This is a genomic window from Streptomyces sp. NPDC050548, assembly GCF_044457385.1.
GTDB lineage: Bacteria > Actinomycetota > Actinomycetes > Streptomycetales > Streptomycetaceae > Streptomyces.
Window position 1 is genome coordinate 63811 of record NZ_JBITGV010000028.1, and the last position, 18717, is coordinate 82527.

Sequence of the window (18717 nt, forward strand, 5' to 3'; positions counted from 1 at the left end):
ATGAGTCACGGCATGAGGGGCGCACGACTGCGGTGGATGCGCCGATCTTGCGCACTGCACACCGCCGCGAGCGCGCTCCACACTGAGCCTGCTCGCACGAAAGCGCTTCCATCGCAGGTGCGGGCGACCAGGACGTTGAACCTGAGCGGACGTTGAACGTCCTCATCGCATCAACCGGTTGTTCCGCATCCACCGGCTGTCACGAAAGCGAGGGAAGGGCCGTGCGATCTGCCAGCACACCGAACCAGGACTTACGAAGCCTCCTGGGCCAGGCGGGATGGAGCGGCGCCCGGCTGGCCCGGGAGGTGAACGCGCTCGGCACCGAGCAGGGAACGGCGCTGCACTACGACCGCACATCGGTGGCCCACTGGCTGGCGGGCAGCCGGCCCCGGCCGCCCGTCCCCTCTCTCGTCGCCGAGGCCCTCTCACGCCATCTGGGCAGGCCCGTCCGCCCGCAGGACACTGGGCTGACCGCACGCGGACAGGACCCGGGTGACCTGCCCGGCGCCCCGCCCGGCGAAGGGAGCGGAGTGGACCGCCTCGATCACCTGCTGCGCCTCACCGACCGACGGACCGCCGCCCTGCTGGGCGCCTACTCACTCGGGGCGCTGGCAGCGCCCCGCTGGCCCTCCTCCCCGGTCCGGGGACCTGTCGCCCCTCGCAGCGGAACAAGGTCGGCCATCCGCATGGCGCACGTCGAGTCGGCGCGCGAACTGCTCGATGTTCTCGCCCGCGGCGACGCCGTCTTCGGAGCCGGCCGGATACGGCAGCCGCTGCGCCGGTACCTGGCCACAGCGGTGCTGCCCTGGCTGAAGGCGGACCTCAAACCCGCCGTCCGCAGGGAGCTGTTCAGCGTGGCCGCCCGGCTCACCTACCTGTGCGCGTTCGCCCACTTCGACACCAACCATCAGGCCGCGGCCCAGCACTTCTACCTCACGAGCGCCGAACTCGCCCGCGAGGCAGGGGACCGCGTCGGCTACGCCCTGGCCCTGCGCGGCCTGAGCGTCCAGGCCCACGCGCTCGAACACCACGCCGCCGCCCACCGCCTCGCCGAACAGGCCGTACGGGTCGGCATCCGGCACACTCCCCAGCACCAACAGGCTTTCCTTCTGGGCCAGTTGGCGGTCACCGGGGCGGCCCTGGGCGACCGCGGCCATGTCCGCCATCTCGTGCGGGCCGAGAAGTGTCTGGACAGCGCGTCGGGCGGTACCAACTCACCGGTCGGCTCCTTCCATCCGGGCTCGCTCGCACTCCAGCACGCGGCAGCGGCCCGCAGCCAGGGCCGCCACCAGGCCGCCGTGGAGGCACTCGGCCGCGCCCTGCGCCACCGCCCCGCCGACGAACGACGCTCCCACGCCATCTGCCTCGCCGAACTGGCGGAGACCCAGCTGACGATCGGCCACCTCGACCAGGCGTGCCACACCTGGCACACCTTCCTGGACCTCTATCCCCACATCTCCAGCGCCCGCGCCGACGACCGGCTCCGGGCCCTGACCGCGCGGCTGCGCCCGCACACCGTCAACCAGTCCGCCGCGCTCCTGATCGCCCGGGCGCGCGAGACGCGGAGGAAGCAGAGGGCAGCCGGGGCCTCCCGTGGCGATCACTGATCCATTGGGGTGGCGCTCACCGGCAAGAGCGCCACCGGGGCCGACCGGCCGTCTTGGATGACGCTGTCGCGTGTCCTCAACCTCCCCTTCAGGAACGATGAACCGAAGCGTGCTCTCCGAAGTGTTCCGCGCAACCGCACCACTCCTCGCACCGGGAACACTGGAGGTGGCCACATCGTGGACGCACCCGGTGCGCGGCCCGATCGACTGCCCCGCCCACCACCTTCTGACGGCACACGCACGACGAGCCGGATACGAAGCCCACTCCCAGGTCCTGCGCCAACCCGTCACCCACGCCGACGGCCCGACGCAGACGACCGTCTTCGCCGTCTCCTACGAGAATCCGGACTGCGGCCACAGCGGACTGGCCATCGCCGTCCACGGGTCGGACACCGCCACGGCCGCCTTCGCCCGCGAACAGATCTCATCCTGGTCCACCGCACTCCGCACCCGCCGGATGCTGTACGTACGCCTCGACGCACCGCAGGAGCACTTGGACACCGCGGGTCGAACCGACACGTCGCTGCCAAGACAACAGCCCGGCCACTCCCCCACCTCATGGCGGGCCTGCGGATGCCCCGGCACGACCGCGTGCGCGGCTGCGGAGTACGCCACCCGCTCGTTGCACCGCTTCCTGGACCGAGGTGACGACGTGCTCATCGTCGGCGTACCGAACACCCCCGGCTCCCGAACATGGCGGGACGGAATCCTCCATGCGCAGGGACGCCCCGTCGCGACGCTCGACCAGGCCGAATCCCTGACGGTCCCGGACCCGGACCGCCTGGCCTACGTCGTCGCCCCGGGCACCGTCATCACCGAGGCGACACGCGTGCTCAACGTGCTGCGCCGACGATTCCCCCGCCTGAAGGGCCAGCACCCGCGCGAGTGGTGCTACACGATGGACGACCTGAACACCGCCGTCGGCTCGGTGCTGGCCCAGTCCGACGTCCTTCTCGTGACCGGCCGCGGAGACAGCCCCGTCGTCAGGACCGCACTGCCCCAGGCGGCCCGCATGGAAGTACGTGTCCGCCACGTTCCGGCCCTCGACCACCTGCGCCCCCAGGACACCGACGCCGCCACGATCGCCGTCCTGGACGCCTCCCCCGACGGACGGGTCCGCCGACAGGTGACACAGGCTCTCGACGGCCTCGGACCGGCAAGCCACGCCTGCCGACAGGTGCGCACCACCACGCCGGGGTCCTTCACGTTATGTGCCGGACCGACGAAACCCACCTTGACGGAAGGCCACGACTGACCCGCCCAGGAGGCCTGAAACAGGTCTCTGCCGGGACAGCTGACCGCCCGGGCGTCCAGCGCCGGAACCCCCGGCTGGCCGAGCACAGCGTCGATGGCGCCTCGCCCGTTGCCACCGGCCCGAGATGATCAAAAAGCCGGGACTCCATGCTCCTTGAAGCATGCGCGGACGCTCTCGATCAGAGCGGGGGCAGGCCCCGGGGTGTCCTGCAGCGGGAAGGGAACATCGAGCGCTTCGTACTTCGAGGCGCCCAGCTTGTGGAACGGCAGGACATCGACCCGCTCGACCGCGCCGAGACCCGACACAAAGCGGGCCAGGGCGTCCACGGACGCCAGGTCGTCGGTCCAGCCGGGGACCAGGACGTACCTGATCCACATCGGGACGCCGAGCCGGTCGAGGCGGGTGGCGAAGTTGAGGGTGGGGGCGAGCTCGCCGCCGGTCAGCTTCCGGTAGGTGTTGACGTCGAAGGACTTGATGTCGAGGAGCACCAGGTCGGTGTCGGCGAGGAGTTCGTCGGTGGCGCGGGCGCCGAGGAAGCCGGAGGTGTCGAGGGCGGTGTGCAGGCCCGCTTCCTTGCAGCGGCGCAGGATTTCGCCGGTGAAGGCCGACTGGAGCAGCGGCTCACCGCCCGTGACCGTCACTCCGCCGCCGGCCGTGGTGATGAAGGCGCGGTATTTCTCGATCTCCCGCATCACCTCGTCGACCGTCGCCTCCCGTCCGTCGCGCATGTGCCAGGTGTCGGGGTTGGCGCAGTACAGGCAGCGCAGCGGGCAGCCGGAGACGAAGAGGACGAACCGGGTCCCGGGACCGTCCACGCCGGTGGACAGGTCCCAGGAGTGGATCCGGCCGGTCGTCGCGGTGCGCACGGTGCTCACAGCGATCCGTGGAAGGTACGGCTGATCACGTCGAGCTGCTGCTCGCGGGTCAGGCGGACGAAGTTGACGGCGTAGCCGGACACCCGGATCGTCAAGTCCGGGTAGTTCTCCGGGTGTTCCATCGCGTCTTCCAGCGTCGCGCGGTCGAGGACGTTGACGTTCATGTGGAAGCCGCCCGCCGACATGTAGGCGTCGAGGATGCCCACCAGGTGGCCGGCGCGCTCGTCGGGCGCGTGGCCCAGTCCCTCGGGTGTGATCGTCGTCGTCAACGAGATGCCGTCACGGGCCTGTTCGTAGGGCAGCTTGGCCACCGAGAGGGCGGAGGCGGCGACTCCGTGCCGGTCGCGGCCGTTCATCGGGTTGGCGCCGGGGGCGAAGGGCTGTCCGGTACGGCGGCCGTCGGGGGTGTTGCCGGTGTGCTTGCCGTAGACCACGTTCGAGGTGATCGTCAGCACCGACTGGGTGTGTTCGGCGTCCCGGTAAGTGGGGTACTGGCGGACCTTCGCCATGAAGGACTCCACCAGGCCTACGGCGATGCTGTCGGCGCGGTCGTCGTTGTTGCCGTAGGCCGGGAAGTCGCCCTCGGTGCGGAAGTCGACGGCGAGGCCGGTGGCGTCCCGGAACACCTTCACCCGGGCGTACTTGACGGCGGAGAGGCTGTCGGCGGCGACGGACAGGCCGGCGATGCCACAGGCCATGAAGCGGTGCACGGAGTAGTCGTGCAGAGCCATCTCGATGCGCTCGTAGGCGTACTTGTCGTGCATGTAGTGGATGACGTTGAGCGCGTTGACGTAGGTCCGGGCCAGCCAGTCCAGGACGTGGTCGTACGCCGCCGACAGCTCGTCGTAGTCCAGGTACTCCCCGGTCAGCGGGGGCGTCGGGGTCGCGACCTGGTCGCCGGTCATCTCGTCCCGGCCGCCGTTGACGGCGTAGAGCAGCGCCTTGGCGAGGTTGACCCGGGCGCCGAAGAACTGCATCTGCTTGCCGACCTCCATCGCGGAGACGCAGCAGGCGATCGCGGTGTCGTCTCCGGTGCGTGGGCGCATCAGGTCGTCGGACTCGTACTGGACGGCACTGGTGTCGATGGAGACCTGGGCGCAGAACTCCTTGAAGGCGAAGGGGAGTTGGGGGGACCACAGGACGGTCAGGTTGGGTTCGGGTGCGGGGCCGAGGTTGTAGAGGGTCTGGAGGAAGCGGAAGGAGGTGCGGGTGACCAGGGGGCGGCCGTCGGTGCCGATGCCGCCGATGGACTCCGTCACCCAGGTCGGGTCGCCGGAGAAGAGGGCGTCGTACTCGGGGGTGCGCAGGAACCGTACGATCCGCAGCTTGATGACGAAGTCGTCGATGAGTTCCTGGGCCCGGGACTCGTCCAACACGCCTTCGTCCAGGTCGCGTTGGAGGTAGACGTCGAGGAAGGTGGAGGTGCGGCCGAGCGACATCGCGGCGCCGTTCTGCTCCTTCGCTGCGGCCAGGTAGCCGAGGTAGAGCCACTGGACGGCCTCGTGGGCGGTGGCGGCGGGGCGGGAGACGTCGCAGCCGTATGTGGCCGCCATCCGCGTCAGTTCACCCAACGCCCTTGTCTGCTCGGCGAGTTCCTCCCGGTCCCGGATGATGTCGGCGACGGACGCGCAGGCGTCGAGCTTGGCCCGCTCGACGCGCTTGGCCTCGATCAGCCGGTCCGTGCCGTAGAGCGCGACGCGCCGGTAGTCGCCGATGATCCGGCCGCGGCCGTAGGCGTCGGGAAGCCCGGTGATGATGCCGGCCTTGCGGGCGGCGCGCATTTCGGGGGTGTAGGCGTCGAAGACACCGTCGTTGTGGGTCTTGCGGTAGGTGCCGAAGACGCTCGTGACGAAGGGGTCGGCCTCGTAGCCGTACGCCCTGAGGCCGTTCTCGACCATGCGCAGGCCGCCGTTGGGCATGATCGCGCGCTTCAGGGGGGCGTCGGTCTGGAGGCCGACGATCAACTCCCGTTCGCGGTCGATGTATCCGGGGGCGTGCGAGGTGATCGTGGAGGGGGTCTTCGTGTCGACGTCGAGGATGCCCCGGCTGCGTTCCTCCGGGAACAGGGCGCTGACCTTCTCCCAGACGGCGCGCGTGCGGTCGGTGGGGCCGGTCAGGAAGCCGGCGCCGCCTTCGTACGGCGTGTAGTTGGCCTGGATGAAGTCGCGGACGTCGACGCGCTCGCGCCAGGAGGTGCCGGCGAAGCCACGCCATGCCTCGGCTGCGCGTGCTCCGGCTTCCGCTGTCGTTGTCATCGCCGGTTCTCTCCCTTGCTTCGCACTGGAATGCCTCACTACCGATACTCGTGCGGCTCCTCCGCCGACGAGAGGGCCGGTCAGGGGCCTGACCTTGGCCGTTCGACCCCTTGGTGGGGCCGAACGGCCCTCACCCGTCGGGACGCGCTCACCCGACGGGCAGGTCGGGGCGTACGAGGGTGCCCGACCTGCCGTGGACGATCTCGTACGCCGCGTCCAGGGCTCCTATCGCGGCCAGTCCCCCGGTGCGTTCGACGAACCGGGCGGCGGCCTCGGTCTTCGGTCCCATGGAGCCGTCCGGGAAGTCGCCGTCGCGCAGTTGCTCGGGGGTGGCGCCGAGGACGGGCCGCTGGTCGGGGGTGCCGTAGCCGGAGTAGACGCAGGGCACGTCGGTGAGGATGAGCAGGAAGTCGGCCTTCAGATGCTCGGCGAGCAGGGCTGCCGTGAGGTCCTTGTCGACGACGGCCTCCACCCCGGTGAGCGCGCCGGTGTCGTTGTCCGCGGTGACGGGGACGCCTCCGCCGCCCGCGCAGATGACGAGCGTGCCGCCGCTCAGCAGGTCGTGGATCGTCTCGGTCTCCAGGATTCGCTCGGGCACCGGGGAGGGGACCACACGGCGCCAGCCGGTGGACTCGGCGCCGATGTGCCAGCCGCGTTTGCGGGCGAGCGCGGACGCGACGTCGTGGGGGTACACCTGGCCGACGAACTTCGTGGGGTGCTCGAAGGCCGGGTCGTCGGCCCTGACCAGGGTGTGGGTGACCAGCGCGGCGATCCGCTGTCCGGGCAGGGCGTCGTGCAGGGTGCGCACGAGCAGGGAGCCGATCATGCCCTGGGTCTGGGCGCCGAGCAGATCGAGCGGGTAGGGGGCGCTGAGGGTGGGGTCGGCGGCGCTCTCCACGGCGAGCAGGCCGATCTGGGGGCCGTTGCCGTGGGTGATGACGATCTCGTGGTCGTGGGCGAGGGCGGCGATCGCGTTGGTCACGCGGTCGATGTTGGCCTCCTGGACGGCCGCGTCGGGGCGTTCGCCGCGGTGCAGCAGGGCGTTGCCGCCGAGGGCGATGACGATGCGCATGGTTCAGTCCTCCAGGGTGGCGACGAGTACGGCCTTGATGGTGTGCAGGCGGTTCTCCGCCTGGTCGAAGACGATCGACGCGGGGGACGAGAACACGTCGTCGGTGACCTCCAGGCCGTCGAGGCCGTAGGTGTCGAAGAGGTCCTGGCCGAGGTGGGTGCGGTGGTCGTGCAGGGCCGGCAGGCAGTGCATGAACTTGACGTCCGGGTTGCCGGTGGCGGCCAGCGTCTTGTCGTTCACCTGGTACGGGAGGAGCAGCTCGATCCGCTTCCGCCAGGAGTCGGCGGGCTCGCCCATGGAGACCCACACGTCGGTGTGGAGGAAGTCGGCCCCCTGTACGGCAGTGTCGACGTCCTCGGTGAGAGTGATCCGGGCTCCGCTGTTCTGGCCCAACTCCCGGCAGGCGGTGACCAGTTCGGCCGCGGGCCACAGCTCCTTCGGGGCGGCGATGCGTACGTCCATGCCGAGCAGGGCGCCCATGGACAGCAGCGAGTTGCCCATGTTGTTGCGGGCGTCGCCGAGGTAGCAGTAGGCGATGTCGGGCAGCGGTTTGGGGCTGTGCTCGTGCATGGTCAGGACGTCGCACAGGCTCTGGGTGGGGTGCGCGGTGTCGGTCAGGCCGTTGTAGACGGGGACGCCGGAGTACGTGGCGAGGTCGGTGACGAGAGCCTGGTCGGAGCCGCGGTACTCGATGGCGTCGAACATGCGGCCCAGCACGCGGGCGGTGTCGGCGATGGACTCCTTGGTGCCGATGTGGGTGTCGCCGGGGCCGAGGTAGGTGGTACGGGCGCCCTGGTCGGCGGCGGCGACCTCGAAGGCGCAGCGGGTGCGGGTGGAGGTCTTCTCGAAGATCAGCGCGAGGTTGCGGCCGGTCAGCCGGGGTCGCTCGGTGCCGTCGCGCTTGGCCGTCTTGAGGTCGGCGGCGAGGTCGAGGAGGTGGTGGATCTCGGGGGCGGTGAAGTCGAGTTCGCCCAGACAGGAGCGGCCTCGCAGGTCGACGGTCATGGTGAAGTCCCTCGTTCTCGGGTCAGGTGGCCGGGTCGCGTTCGATGGGGCAGCTCATGCAGCGCGGTCCGCCCCGGCCGCGGCCGAGTTCGGCACCGGCGATGGTGACGATCTCGATGCCCTGCTTGCGGAGGTAGGTGTTGGTGGTGACGTTGCGCTCGTAGCCGACGACCACGCCGGGGGCGAGGGCGAGGAAGTTGCTGCCGTCGTCCCACTGCTCGCGCTCGGCGCTACGGATGTCCTGCGGCGCGGACAGCATCCTGACCTTGTCCAGGTCCAGGGCCTCGGCCAGGGCTCCGGCCAGGTCGGAGTTCGGGGTGACGTCGAAGCCTGTCCCGCGGGTGTCGCTCGGCCGCAGCGTCCACGAGCGCAGGGAGTCCGCGAGGCCCGGATAGACGGTGAAGGCGTCGCGGTCGACCATGGTGAGCACGGTGTCGAGGTGCATGTAGGCGCGGGCGGCGGGGAGTTGGACGGCGATCAGACGGTTCGCCGTGCCGGTGGCGAAGAGCCGGGCGGCCAGGTTCTCCACGGCCTGGGCGGTGGTGCGCTCCCCCATGCCGACCATGACGGCGCCGTTGCCCAGGACGTGGACGTCGCCGCCCTCCAGGGTGCCGACGGCGCCGTCCAGGAGTGGCGTGGTGACGGTGCCGGCGAACATCGGGTGGAAGCGGTAGATCGCCTCGGCGTGCAGGCTTTCGCGGCGCCGGGCGGTCCTGGCCATCGGGTTGACCGACAGACGGTCGTACATCCAGCAGGAGTTGTCGCGCGGGAAGAGGTGGTTGGGCAGCGGGGTCAGCGCGAAGTCCTCGGCGTCGAGCGCGTTCCAGACCAGGCTGTGCGGGGTGGCGAGCGGAAGGTCGCTCTTGAGGATCCCGCCGATGAGGCGGGCGGCGAGCGTCTCCCCGTCGAGGTCGACGCACAACTCCCGCAGCGGGTCGATCAGTGCGGGCCCGACGGTGGCCGGGGTGAAGACCCGCTCCAGCAGCCAGTCCCGGGCTTCGGGAGCGTCGAGGGTCTGGGCCAGCAGGTCGGCGAAGTAGTGCACACGGGCCCCGTGGTCGCGCAGGACCTGGGCGAAGGCGTCGTGCTCCTCGCGGGCGCGCTTGGCCCACAGGATGTCGTCGAAGAGCAGGGCGTCGACGTTGCGCGGGGTCAGCCGGGAGAGTTCCAGGCCGGGGCGGTGCAGGATCACCTGGCGGAGGCGGCCGACCTCGGAGTCGACGTGGAATCTGGTGGTGTTCATGGCGGGGCTGCTCCTGTGGTCGTACACGTGCGGTTGATGCGGGGCGGCGCGGTCAGTCGCCGTGCCGGAGCGGATTCCTCCGGAGGCCGCCGGTGCGGGTGGTGGGCAGTCCGCGGGAGATCCGCTTGGCGGGCGGTGTGACGGTCTCGGGGGCCCGGCCCTCGGAGACCGGCTTCCGAGTCGGCTCCTCGCCGTAGACCCCTTGGCCGCGCTTCAGCCAGATGTACACCGGCAGGCCGAGCAGCAGGACGAACAGGCCGTAGTAGACGGTCTGGTAGCCGCTTCCCTGGATCGCCCAGTACGAGAAGGCCATCGCCAGGACCGAGACGGTGACGTCGCGGGCCAGCCGTCGGCCGGCGATGCTCTCGCGTCCGCGCACGACCAGCCAGTACAGCTGGGCGGCGGCGGAGAACAGGTACGGGATCACCGCCGTGAGCACGCTCAGCAGCACGATCTTGGTGAACACGTCGTCGAAACGCGTGTAGCTGAACACGGTGATCAGCGAGGCCAGCACGGTCGAGGCGATGATGCCGAAGACCGGGACGCCGCTCTCGCCGCGCAGCTTGGCGAAGGCGCCGGGGAAGAGTCCGTCGCGGGCGGCGGCGTACGGCATCTCGGCGCACAGCATGGTCCAGCCGTTGAGGGCGCCGATGCCGGAGACGATGGCGGCCACGGCGACCGTGTCGCCGCCCCAGGTACCGCCGAGGATGTTGTTGGCGGCGTCGGTGAACGGGGCGGTGGAGGCGCCGAGTTGGCCGTGCGAGACGGTGCCGAAGACGGCGAGGGTGCCGAGGATGTAGATGACGGCGCAGGCGAGGGTGCCGTAGATCGTGGCGCGCGGCACGTTGCGGCCCGGCTCGCGGACCCGTCCGGCGACCACCGAGGCGGCCTCCAGGCCGATGTAGCTGAACAGCGCGATGGGTGCGGCGGCCGAGATGGCGCCCATGGCCGACTGACCGCTGGCGTTGAACGAACCGAAGTTGTGCGGGTCGACGAACAGCAGTCCGATGGTGGCCATGAAGAGCAGCGGGACGAACTTCAGCACGGTGGTGAACACCTGGAAGGCGCCCATGTTCCGTACGCCGGTGAGGTTGATCGCGGCGGGTATCCAGAGCCCGATCAGCGCGATGAGTATCGAAATCGCCGTCTTGTGGCCGGTGTTGACGAACACCTCGACATAGCCGACCCAGGCCACCACGATCGCGGCGTTGCCCGCCCAGGCGGTGATCCAGTACGACCAGGCGTTGAGGAATCCGGCGAACTCACCGAAGGCCTCGCGGGCGTAGACGTAGGGTCCGCCGCTCCCCGGGACGCGCTTCGACAGTGCCCCGAAGGTCACCGCCAGGGCGAGTGCGCCGAGGGTGACGATCCCGAAGGCCACGAGCGAGATCGGCCCGTACGGTGCGAGGGCCGAGGGGAGTGCGAACACTCCGGTTCCGATGATGGTGCCGACCACGAGCGCGGTCGCGCCGGAGAGGCCGAGGGCGGCTACAGGAGGTGACGAGCCGTCACTTCGTCTGGTCCTGGGCATGGTTGTGCTCCCTGTGCGGGTCGGGGCGGACCGGTCGATCCACGCACGATCCTTCTCGGACCCGGCGCCCGTGATCAGTGGCCGAATATCCCCACCCGGGACCATTGGTCCCGACCGGCACGGACCGATCGGCCCAGTGATCGGTCGAGCAGGACGGTTCGGTCCTTGCCGCTCTCGACATTGGCTTGAAGTCCAGCCGATGGAGGTGCCGTGAGCTGATGTGATGGTGCTGAGCGGCATATGACAGGTGCATGGAGTACTGCCCCAGGTGCACTGGTCGGGTGGGCCCGCGTGTCTCGCCCAGCCGGGGGGGGTGCCAAGGTGCGGGAGTGGGTGGGGCGTTGGCCCTTGGTGGGGCGCGGGCCGGAGTTGGAGCGCTGGGCGGCGGCCTTGGCGGACCCGGACTGCCGCGGGTTCGTGGTGCGCGGGGCTGCGGGGGTCGGAAAGTCCCGGCTGGCGGAAGAGTGCCTGGACCGGGCCGCGGCGGCAGGCTTCCGGGTGGGGCGGGCCACGGCGAGTGTCGCTGCGGGCGCGGTGCCGTTGGGGGCGATCGCGCATCTCTTGCCGACGGGGGTGGACCTGTCGGAGCCGGTCGCCGGATTCGCCGTGGTGGCAAGGGAGTTGGCCGTCGGGACAGGGCGGCAGTGGGTGCTGTTCGTCGACGACATGCATCTGCTGGACGCGGCCTCGACAGTACTGCTGCGGCAGTTGATGGACACCGGCGTTCTGCTGCTGATCGGCACCGTCAGCACCGGTCAGCCGTGCGGGGAGGCCGTCACCTCACTGCGGCGCGGGGACGCGGTGTACGAGGTCGACCTGACCGTACTGAACTCCCGGCAGATCGAGGAACTGCTCCAGGTGGCTCTCGGGGGGCCGATCGACCGGCGTGCCCTGCACGAGCTGTCGGTCGCCAGTGGCGGCAACGTGCTCTACCTGCGCGAGCTGGTCCTCGGCGCCCTGGCCACCGGGGAGTTGGCCGGGGACGGCGAGATCTGGCACCTGCGCGCGGGCCGTCTGCCGGGCACGGCGCGGCTCACGGAACTGATCGCATCGCGACTGGCCACCGCCGGCTCCGCCGGGCAACCCGTCCTGGAACTGCTGGCGTTGTGCGAACCGCTGCCCCTGACCGATACCGAAGCGCTCGCTTCCTCACAGGTGCTGACGGCCCTGGAACAGGCGGGGCTGATCCGTGTCGCTCAGGACCGACGCCGTACCACCGTGTCGCTTGCCCACCCGTTGTACGGCGAGGTGTTGCGGGCCGGTCTGCCGGTACTGCGCCGCCGGACCCTCTTGCTGGACCAGGCCGCGCGCGTGGCGGCCCACGGCGCCCGTCGCCGCGGCGACCTGCTGCACATCGCCTCGTGGCGGCTGGCCGCCACCGGCACCGCCGACCCCGTCCTCCTCGCCCAGGCCGCCGTACTTGCCCGGCACGCTCACGACTACCCCCAGACCATCGCCCTCCTTCGGGCCCTGCCCGAGAAGCACCGCACCACCTCCACCGGGTTGCGGCTCGGCGACGCCTATTTCCAGCTGGGCCGGTGGGATCAGGCCGAGGCGGTCCTTGCTCGGGCCGACGCCCTTGCCGTCGGCGAGCGGGACCGGCTGGCGGCGGCCCTGGCCGCCGACGATCCCGACCAGCTCCTCCAGGCCGCCGACGCGTGCCAGTCGGTCGGCGCCGACCTGCTCGCCTCCGAGGCGGCCACCGCGGCCTCGGCGGCCTGGCGCAAGGCGGACCAACCCCGCCGCGCCACCGGAGCCGCCCGGCGTGCGGCCTCGGCCCTGGCCCGCTGCGAAGGCGCCCGCACACCGTTGTCGACCGCCGCCCAGGCCACCGCCTCGTTGACCGTCCGCGAGCGCGAGATCGCTCTGCTCGCCGCTGCCGGCAACTCCAGCAAGGACATCGCCGACACCCTGGCCCTGTCGGTGCGAACCGTCGAGAACCACCTCCAGCACGCCTACGCCAAACTCGGTGTCACCACCCGGCACGAACTCGTGCAGGCCGTCGGGGCATCGCCATCCGGCCGGCGCCCGGCTCGATCACGCCCTGACTCGCAGCCCGCCGACCGCCGCCCGGGCCCATGAGTACCGATTACTCATCCCCTGCCGCAGCGGCACGGGCACGCTGTCCCATGGCGGCACCGTTGTCGCCGAACGCCCAGTTCTCGTCATCGGGGGATGACCACATGGGATTGAGCAAGACCAACACGCGAGTGAAGTCACCCTGTCGTGTCGTGGCTGCGCAGCCACAGGCGGTGACCTACTACAAGCTGACCGACTACAACAGCGCCAAGTGCCTGGACGTGCCGGAATCCAGCACCGACGGCGGCTACCACCTCCTCCTCAACCCCAACAGCGGTAAGTGCGCGGCCGTTCGGCAGCAGAGCCAGGACAACAACACCGTGGTGAACCAGTATGGGCAGTTCGGCCGATGAGGGCGGCGCGAAGAGCCATATTCGTCGTCGTGGTGACAGTGCTGTGCGCGTTGGTGAGCCCCGGTGTCGGACGGGCGCACCCGGGTGACGCACCGTCTGCCGGAACCTCGACGGGCGGCACGACGCGGTCGGTCGCCCAGTCATCGCTCACCGTGGCGAAGCGTCCGGCCTGGCAGGTGACGAGCGGTGTGCCGAGACCGGGGATTCCGGCGGAGAAGCAGAACTCCGCGGCCTCTCCGGCCCTGTTGGCCTGTGACACGCACGCGGTCGGCACATGGGGACACACCGACCAGGCCGGCGTGTGGCGCAGCCAGATGAACATGCAGGTCCAGGTGCGGGACCACCTGACCGGCGCGCTGATCGTCGGGCTGACGGACTCCGTGGGCCACTACGACATCTGCTTCGGCGCCGCGCAGTTCACGCAGTTGTACCTCACGTTCAAGGCCGCCGTCAGCGCATGGCGAGTGCAGAACGGCACGGACGTCTACAACTGGAGTACCCCGATCCACGCCAATCCGGTGGCGGGCAGCACGGTGAACTTCGGATTCCTCCAACCCGGGACCACTGCGGACAACCGGGCTGCCCACGCGTTCGACGAGGCCAACGACGCCTGGCTGGGGACACCGCACCAGAACACTTGTTGGGATCCGAAGGACACCGTGTGCCGGCAGATCCAGATCGACTGGGCGAACAACCGGCCCACCGGAGTGTCCTACTACGATCCCACAGCCAACATCGTGCATCTGGTGACCGCGGCACCGGATGCCCGGTCGGACGTAGTGCACGAGATCGGGCACGCGATCATGGACGACGTCTACAACGACGCCTTTCCGACGAGCACGGGCTGCCCCATGCAACACTCTCCCTCCGTGGCCACCACGGCTGTCTGCGCGTGGACCGAGGGATGGGCGGACTTCTTCGCGCTGGCCATGTACCACAGCCCGATCTATGTGTTCACCGGTGGAGCCTCGTTCGACTTCGAGGGACCGACCTGGGGAACTCAGAATTTCTCCGACGGCGACATGACGGAGGGCCGGGTCGCCGGTGCGTTGTTCGACCTCACCGACAACTCCGGCACCGCCGAAATCTGGGACCAGCACGCCGAGGGCTTCGGAATTCCCTTCTACACGCTGTGGCATCACGTCGACACCACGTTCGCGTCGTTCTGGCGCAGCCGTAGTACGGATGGATTCGACGTGTCCGATTCCGCGCTGGGGTCGCTCCACCAGAGCACGATCGACTATCAGTACCGCAAGCCGCTGATCGACGGACGAGGCCTGGTTCTCCCCGGCCCGACGCCGCACAACTTCGCCTTCAACACCGTCGTCCACTCGTGGTCCGTGGTCGCGCTGGGTCCGGGATCGGGAGTCGACTTCAGCCTCAGGATGTACGACGACCGGGCGCAGACATCGCCCAACCTCCTCGCGAGCAGCAGTTCGACCAACCAGCCGGTCGACTTCGTGGCGATCGACTCGAACCTACGGCCTCTGGGCGACTACTACCCCCAAGTGGCCCTGCCCCAAGGCACCGTTCCCGTTCCCTACGCCCTCGAATATGTGGAGAGTGTCGCGACCCTGCCGCCGGCCTCGTCCAACACCTTCCACCTCGGCATCACGCAGTTCGCCGCCGTACAGGACACGGACCTGACGGCGGGAGTACCGGTGACCGTCACCCTGACCGGCACGGGTGCGCCGGCCAACCTGTATGTCATGGGTGACGATCCGAACGCGCCGTCGACGTTCGTCCAAGGCCGCGCCTCCGCCGTGGCGTCAGCCACCGCGCCCCCGGCCGGTGGGCCGGTCACCGTGACCTTCACGCCGACACGAACCGGGCGCTACGGCCTCGTGGTCACGGCGGCCGGTGGCGGCAACGGCGACTACACGCTGACACGCAGCTGAACCATCCACGGGGTGGTGCGCGGCTTCCGCCACGCGCCACCCCCTCATTCGTGCCGGGGCCGGCCGGTGCCGTTCGGCCCCAGGAGACAGGGCCGGTCGTCCGATGCCGAGTTGCATCCGCCTCCATCACCGTGGACCCACAAGATCGACCCCGTTCGGACCGTGGACTCCGCGGAGCGCCGGACCCTACGCGTGGGATGGAAGAGATGGCTCCCTTCAAAGACTCCGAGGGATCGCCCACCGGGGCGGCGCCCGGTACGAGCGTCACCCCGCCCAGGACAGTGACCGTGGGAACGGCGCTGAAGTGGATCGTTCCGGTGCTGGCAGGCCTGGTCGTCTATCTTCTGCCGCAGCCCGACGGAATCAAGTCCGGTGGCTGGGCGGTCCTGGCCGTCTTCACCGGGACCGTGCTCGGTCTGATCCTGCAGCCGCTGCCGCTGGGCGCGGTCGCCCTGGTCGGCCTCACGGTCACGATGATCACCGGCACCCTGGAGCCGGACGTCGCGCTCGGCGGTTTCTCCGAGCCGACGATCTGGCTGATCGTGGCGGCGTTCTTCATCTCCCTCGGCTTCACCAAGACCGGCCTCGGCCGTCGTATCGCCCTGCTGTTCGTCCGCGCTCTGGGCCGCAGCAGCCTGGGACTTGCTTACGGCATCACCCTGACCGACCTCGTGCTGGCCCCGGCCACGCCCAGCAACACCGCTCGCTCCGGCGGTGTCATCCAGCCGGTCATCCGCTCGCTGAGCGCCAACGCCGGCTCGCACCCCGGGGACGAGAGCCGCCGCACGCTGGGCGCCTACCTCACCGTCACCGCCATGCAGATCAACACGGTCACCAGCGCCATGTTCCTGACCTCCATGGCCGCCAATCCCCTGGTGCAGAAGCTCGCCGCGGACCACGGCATCCACCTCACCTGGACCTCCTGGGCCCTGGCGGCGATCGTTCCCGGCCTGGTCGCCCTGCTGGTGCTCCCCGCGCTGCTGTACCGCGTCTTCCCGCCCACCGTCCGTGCCACGCCTCAGGCGCCGGGTCAGGCCCGCGCCCAGCTCGCCGAGCTCGGCCGGATGTCCCGTCAGGAATGGACCATGGCAGGGGTCTTCGTCCTGCTGCTCCTGCTGTGGTCGGTGGGCGGCCAGGTCTGGGACCTGTCGGCCACCGTCTCCGCCTTCACCGGCGTGGCCCTGCTGCTCGTCACGGGCGTACTGACGTGGGGCGACCTGGTCGCGGAGAAGTCGGCCTGGACGACGCTGGTGTGGTTCTCCGTCCTGGTCATGATGGCCGGTCAGCTTCAGGAACTCGGGGTGATCGGCTGGTTCAGCGACACCATGACCAAGGCCACCGACGGCGTGGGCTGGCAGACCGCGTTCGTGATCCTGACGCTGGTCTACCTCTTCTCCCACTACCTCTTCGCCTCCAACACCGCGCACGTGGCGGCGATGTACGCGGCCTTCCTCTCGGCCGCGATCGCCACCGGCGCACCGCCGGTGATGGCCGCCCTGGTGCTCGGCTTCATCAGCTCGCTGTACGGCGGTCTGACCCACTACGCCTCGGGTCCGGCCCCCGTCCTCTTCGGCGGCGGCTACGTCACCCTCGGCGAATGGTGGCGCACCGGGCTGATCGCCGCCGGCGCGAACATCGTCATCTGGATGAGTGTGGGGGCCCTGTGGCTGAAGGTCCTCGGCCGCTGGTGAGGCCGCTCCCCCACCTGTCGGCCGGTCCCGCCGGGCGGCCGGCCCCGGGACCATCTGCCGACGGGTAGGGACCTCCGGCCCCTGCCCGGTCGATCACCCCGTGAGTTGACTGAACACCAAGGCCGCCACGCTCGTCCCGAGCACCTCGGCGCCGCCCGCCGCACCCCACACCGCGAAACCAGAGCAGGTGTCCGTGCCCGGGTCCTGAACACTGTCGACCGCCCGCACCCACCCGGGCGGCAGAACGGAGGGACGTCATGGCAGACGCTCCGCACTCATCCCATGCCTACCTCGTCGGCGGCGGCATCGCCTCCCTCGCGGTCGCCGCCTTCCTCGTCCGCGACGCGGACTTCCCCGGCGAGCACATCCACGTCCTGGAGGAACTCCCCGTCGCCGGCGGCTCGATGGACGGCAGCGGCGAGCCCGCCGGGTACGTCACCCGGGGCGGACGGATGCTGGAGGAGGAGGCCTACACCTGCCTGTGGAACCTCCTGGAGACGATCCCCACCCTCACCGACGAGACGGTGTCGGTACGCGAGGAGATCACCGAGTTCAACGCCAAGTGGCCCACCGACGCCAAGGCCCGTCTGATCGGCCGGGGCACCACGATCCTCGACGCCGCCGACTACGGCCTCGACACCCGCGACCGCCTGGAACTGACCCGTCTGCTGGTGCTGCCCGAAGGGGTCATCGGCGCCCGCAGGATCGAGGACTTCTTCTCGCCGCACTTCTTCGCCACCAACTTCTGGGCGATGTGGCGCACCACCTTCGCCTTCCAGAACTGGCACAGCGCCATCGAACTGAAGCGGTATCTCCTGCGCTTCATGCAGGAGTTCCCGCGCATGCACACCCTCGCGGGCGTGCGCCGCACCCGCCTCAACCAGTTCGACTCGATCGTCCGGCCGCTGCGTTCCTGGCTCGATGCCCGTGGTGTGGTCTTCGAGTACGGCGTGCGGGTCACCGACGTGGACTTCACCACCGACGAGGAGGGCGTACGACGCGCTCGCCGTCTGCACCTCGAACGCGACGGGCGACCCGACACGTACGAACTCACCGCCGACGACTACGCGTTCCTCACCCTGGGATCGATGACCGCCGACGCCGCCTACGGCACCGACGACAGCGCGCCGCAACTCGTCCGCGACAAGCGGGACGGCGGATGGCGGCTCTGGGAGACCATCGCCGCCAAGGCCGAGGACTTCGGCCGGCCCACCGCCTTCAACGGCAACGTGGACGAGGCCAAGTGGGAGTCCTTCACCCTCACCATGCGCGACCCGCTGCTCCTGCACCGCATCGAGGAGCTGTCCGGCAACCTCCCCGGCACGGGCGCCCTGATGACGTTCAAGGACTCCAACTGGCTGATGTCCGTGGTCGTACCGCACGCCCCGCACTTCGACGGCCAGCCCGAGAACGTCTGCACCCTGTGGGGCTACGGCCTGTTCACCGACCGCGACGGCGACTTCGTCGGCAAGCCGATGGCGAAGGCCACGGGCCGGGAGATCCTCACCGAACTCCTCGGCCACCTCGGGATGTCGGACATCGAGGAACAGGTCGCGGCGACCACGACCGTGATCCCGGTGATGATGCCGTACATCACCAGCCAGTTCGCCCCGCGCACCGTCCACGACCGGCCCCTGGTGATCCCGCGCGGCTCCGCCAACTTCGCCTTCCTGGGCCAGTTCACGGAGATCCCCGAGGACGTGGTCTTCACCGTCGAGTACTCCGTGCGCGGCGCCATGCACGCCGTCTACGGCCTCCTCGGTCTCGACGAGCGCGAGATACCCGGCATCTACCACGCCCTGGCCGATCCGACGACGGCCTTCGACGTGCTCAGGTCCACGCTGGCCTGAGCG

The 18717-nt window shown here is 69.9% G+C and carries 13 protein-coding genes; 7 read left to right on the forward strand and 6 right to left on the reverse strand.

Annotated features, from left to right (window positions below; genetic code table 11):
* Window positions 1-221 precede the first annotated feature (221 nt).
* Entirely contained in the window at window positions 222-1607 is a 1386-nt protein-coding gene (locus tag ACIBJH_RS45100; RefSeq protein ID WP_399122803.1) for a tol-pal system YbgF family protein, read from the forward strand.
* Between the two features lie 166 nt (window positions 1608-1773).
* Window positions 1774-2862: a 4-hydroxy-3-methylbut-2-enyl diphosphate reductase gene (locus tag ACIBJH_RS45105; protein WP_399122804.1), complete on the forward strand. Its 1089-nt coding sequence runs from the start codon at window positions 1774-1776 to the stop codon at window positions 2860-2862.
* A 128-nt stretch (window positions 2863-2990) separates the two neighbouring features.
* On the opposite strand, the gene pflA is transcribed toward ACIBJH_RS45105, so the two are convergent.
* The 6 genes from pflA to ACIBJH_RS45135 all read right to left on the reverse strand — a co-directional run bounded on the left by pflA (window position 2991) and on the right by ACIBJH_RS45135 (window position 10843).
* Complete coding sequence (pflA, locus tag ACIBJH_RS45110; RefSeq protein ID WP_399122806.1) at window positions 2991-3737, reverse strand: pyruvate formate-lyase-activating protein; 747 nt, start codon at window positions 3735-3737, stop codon at window positions 2991-2993.
* Window positions 3734-5992, reverse strand: coding sequence for a formate C-acetyltransferase (gene pflB / locus ACIBJH_RS45115; RefSeq protein ID WP_399122807.1), 2259 nt, complete (start codon window positions 5990-5992; stop codon window positions 3734-3736). The genes pflA and pflB overlap by 4 nt, the downstream gene beginning before the upstream one ends.
* Window positions 5993-6140: 148 nt before the next feature.
* On the reverse strand, window positions 6141-7064 hold the full coding sequence (locus ACIBJH_RS45120; RefSeq protein ID WP_399122808.1) for a carbamate kinase: 924 nt from the start codon (window positions 7062-7064) through the stop codon (window positions 6141-6143).
* 3 nt (window positions 7065-7067) lie between these two features.
* Window positions 7068-8069: an ornithine carbamoyltransferase gene (gene argF, locus ACIBJH_RS45125; protein ID WP_399122809.1), complete on the reverse strand. Its 1002-nt coding sequence runs from the start codon at window positions 8067-8069 to the stop codon at window positions 7068-7070.
* Between the two features lie 22 nt (window positions 8070-8091).
* Entirely contained in the window at window positions 8092-9312 is a 1221-nt protein-coding gene (locus ACIBJH_RS45130; RefSeq protein ID WP_399122810.1) for an arginine deiminase, read from the reverse strand.
* A 52-nt stretch (window positions 9313-9364) separates the two neighbouring features.
* Complete coding sequence (locus ACIBJH_RS45135; protein ID WP_399122811.1) at window positions 9365-10843, reverse strand: APC family permease; 1479 nt, start codon at window positions 10841-10843, stop codon at window positions 9365-9367.
* Between the two features lie 333 nt (window positions 10844-11176).
* Here ACIBJH_RS45135 and ACIBJH_RS45140 point away from each other — a divergent pair, with 333 nt between their 5' ends.
* The 5 genes from ACIBJH_RS45140 to ACIBJH_RS45160 all read left to right on the forward strand — a co-directional run bounded on the left by ACIBJH_RS45140 (window position 11177) and on the right by ACIBJH_RS45160 (window position 18714).
* Window positions 11177-12925 (forward strand): LuxR C-terminal-related transcriptional regulator, encoded by a 1749-nt coding sequence (locus ACIBJH_RS45140; protein WP_399122812.1) that lies wholly within the window; start codon window positions 11177-11179, stop codon window positions 12923-12925.
* Between the two features lie 149 nt (window positions 12926-13074).
* Window positions 13075-13275 carry a hypothetical protein gene (locus tag ACIBJH_RS45145; RefSeq protein ID WP_399122813.1) on the forward strand — a complete coding sequence of 67 codons (201 nt, stop codon included), beginning with the start codon at window positions 13075-13077 and terminating at the stop codon, window positions 13273-13275.
* Between the two features lie 29 nt (window positions 13276-13304).
* Window positions 13305-15173: a hypothetical protein gene (locus ACIBJH_RS45150; protein WP_399122814.1), complete on the forward strand. Its 1869-nt coding sequence runs from the start codon at window positions 13305-13307 to the stop codon at window positions 15171-15173.
* Between the two features lie 206 nt (window positions 15174-15379).
* Entirely contained in the window at window positions 15380-16864 is a 1485-nt protein-coding gene (locus tag ACIBJH_RS45155) for an anion permease (protein ID WP_399122815.1), read from the forward strand.
* A 257-nt stretch (window positions 16865-17121) separates the two neighbouring features.
* Window positions 17122-18714: an oleate hydratase gene (locus ACIBJH_RS45160; protein WP_399122816.1), complete on the forward strand. Its 1593-nt coding sequence runs from the start codon at window positions 17122-17124 to the stop codon at window positions 18712-18714.
* Window positions 18715-18717 lie beyond the last annotated feature (3 nt).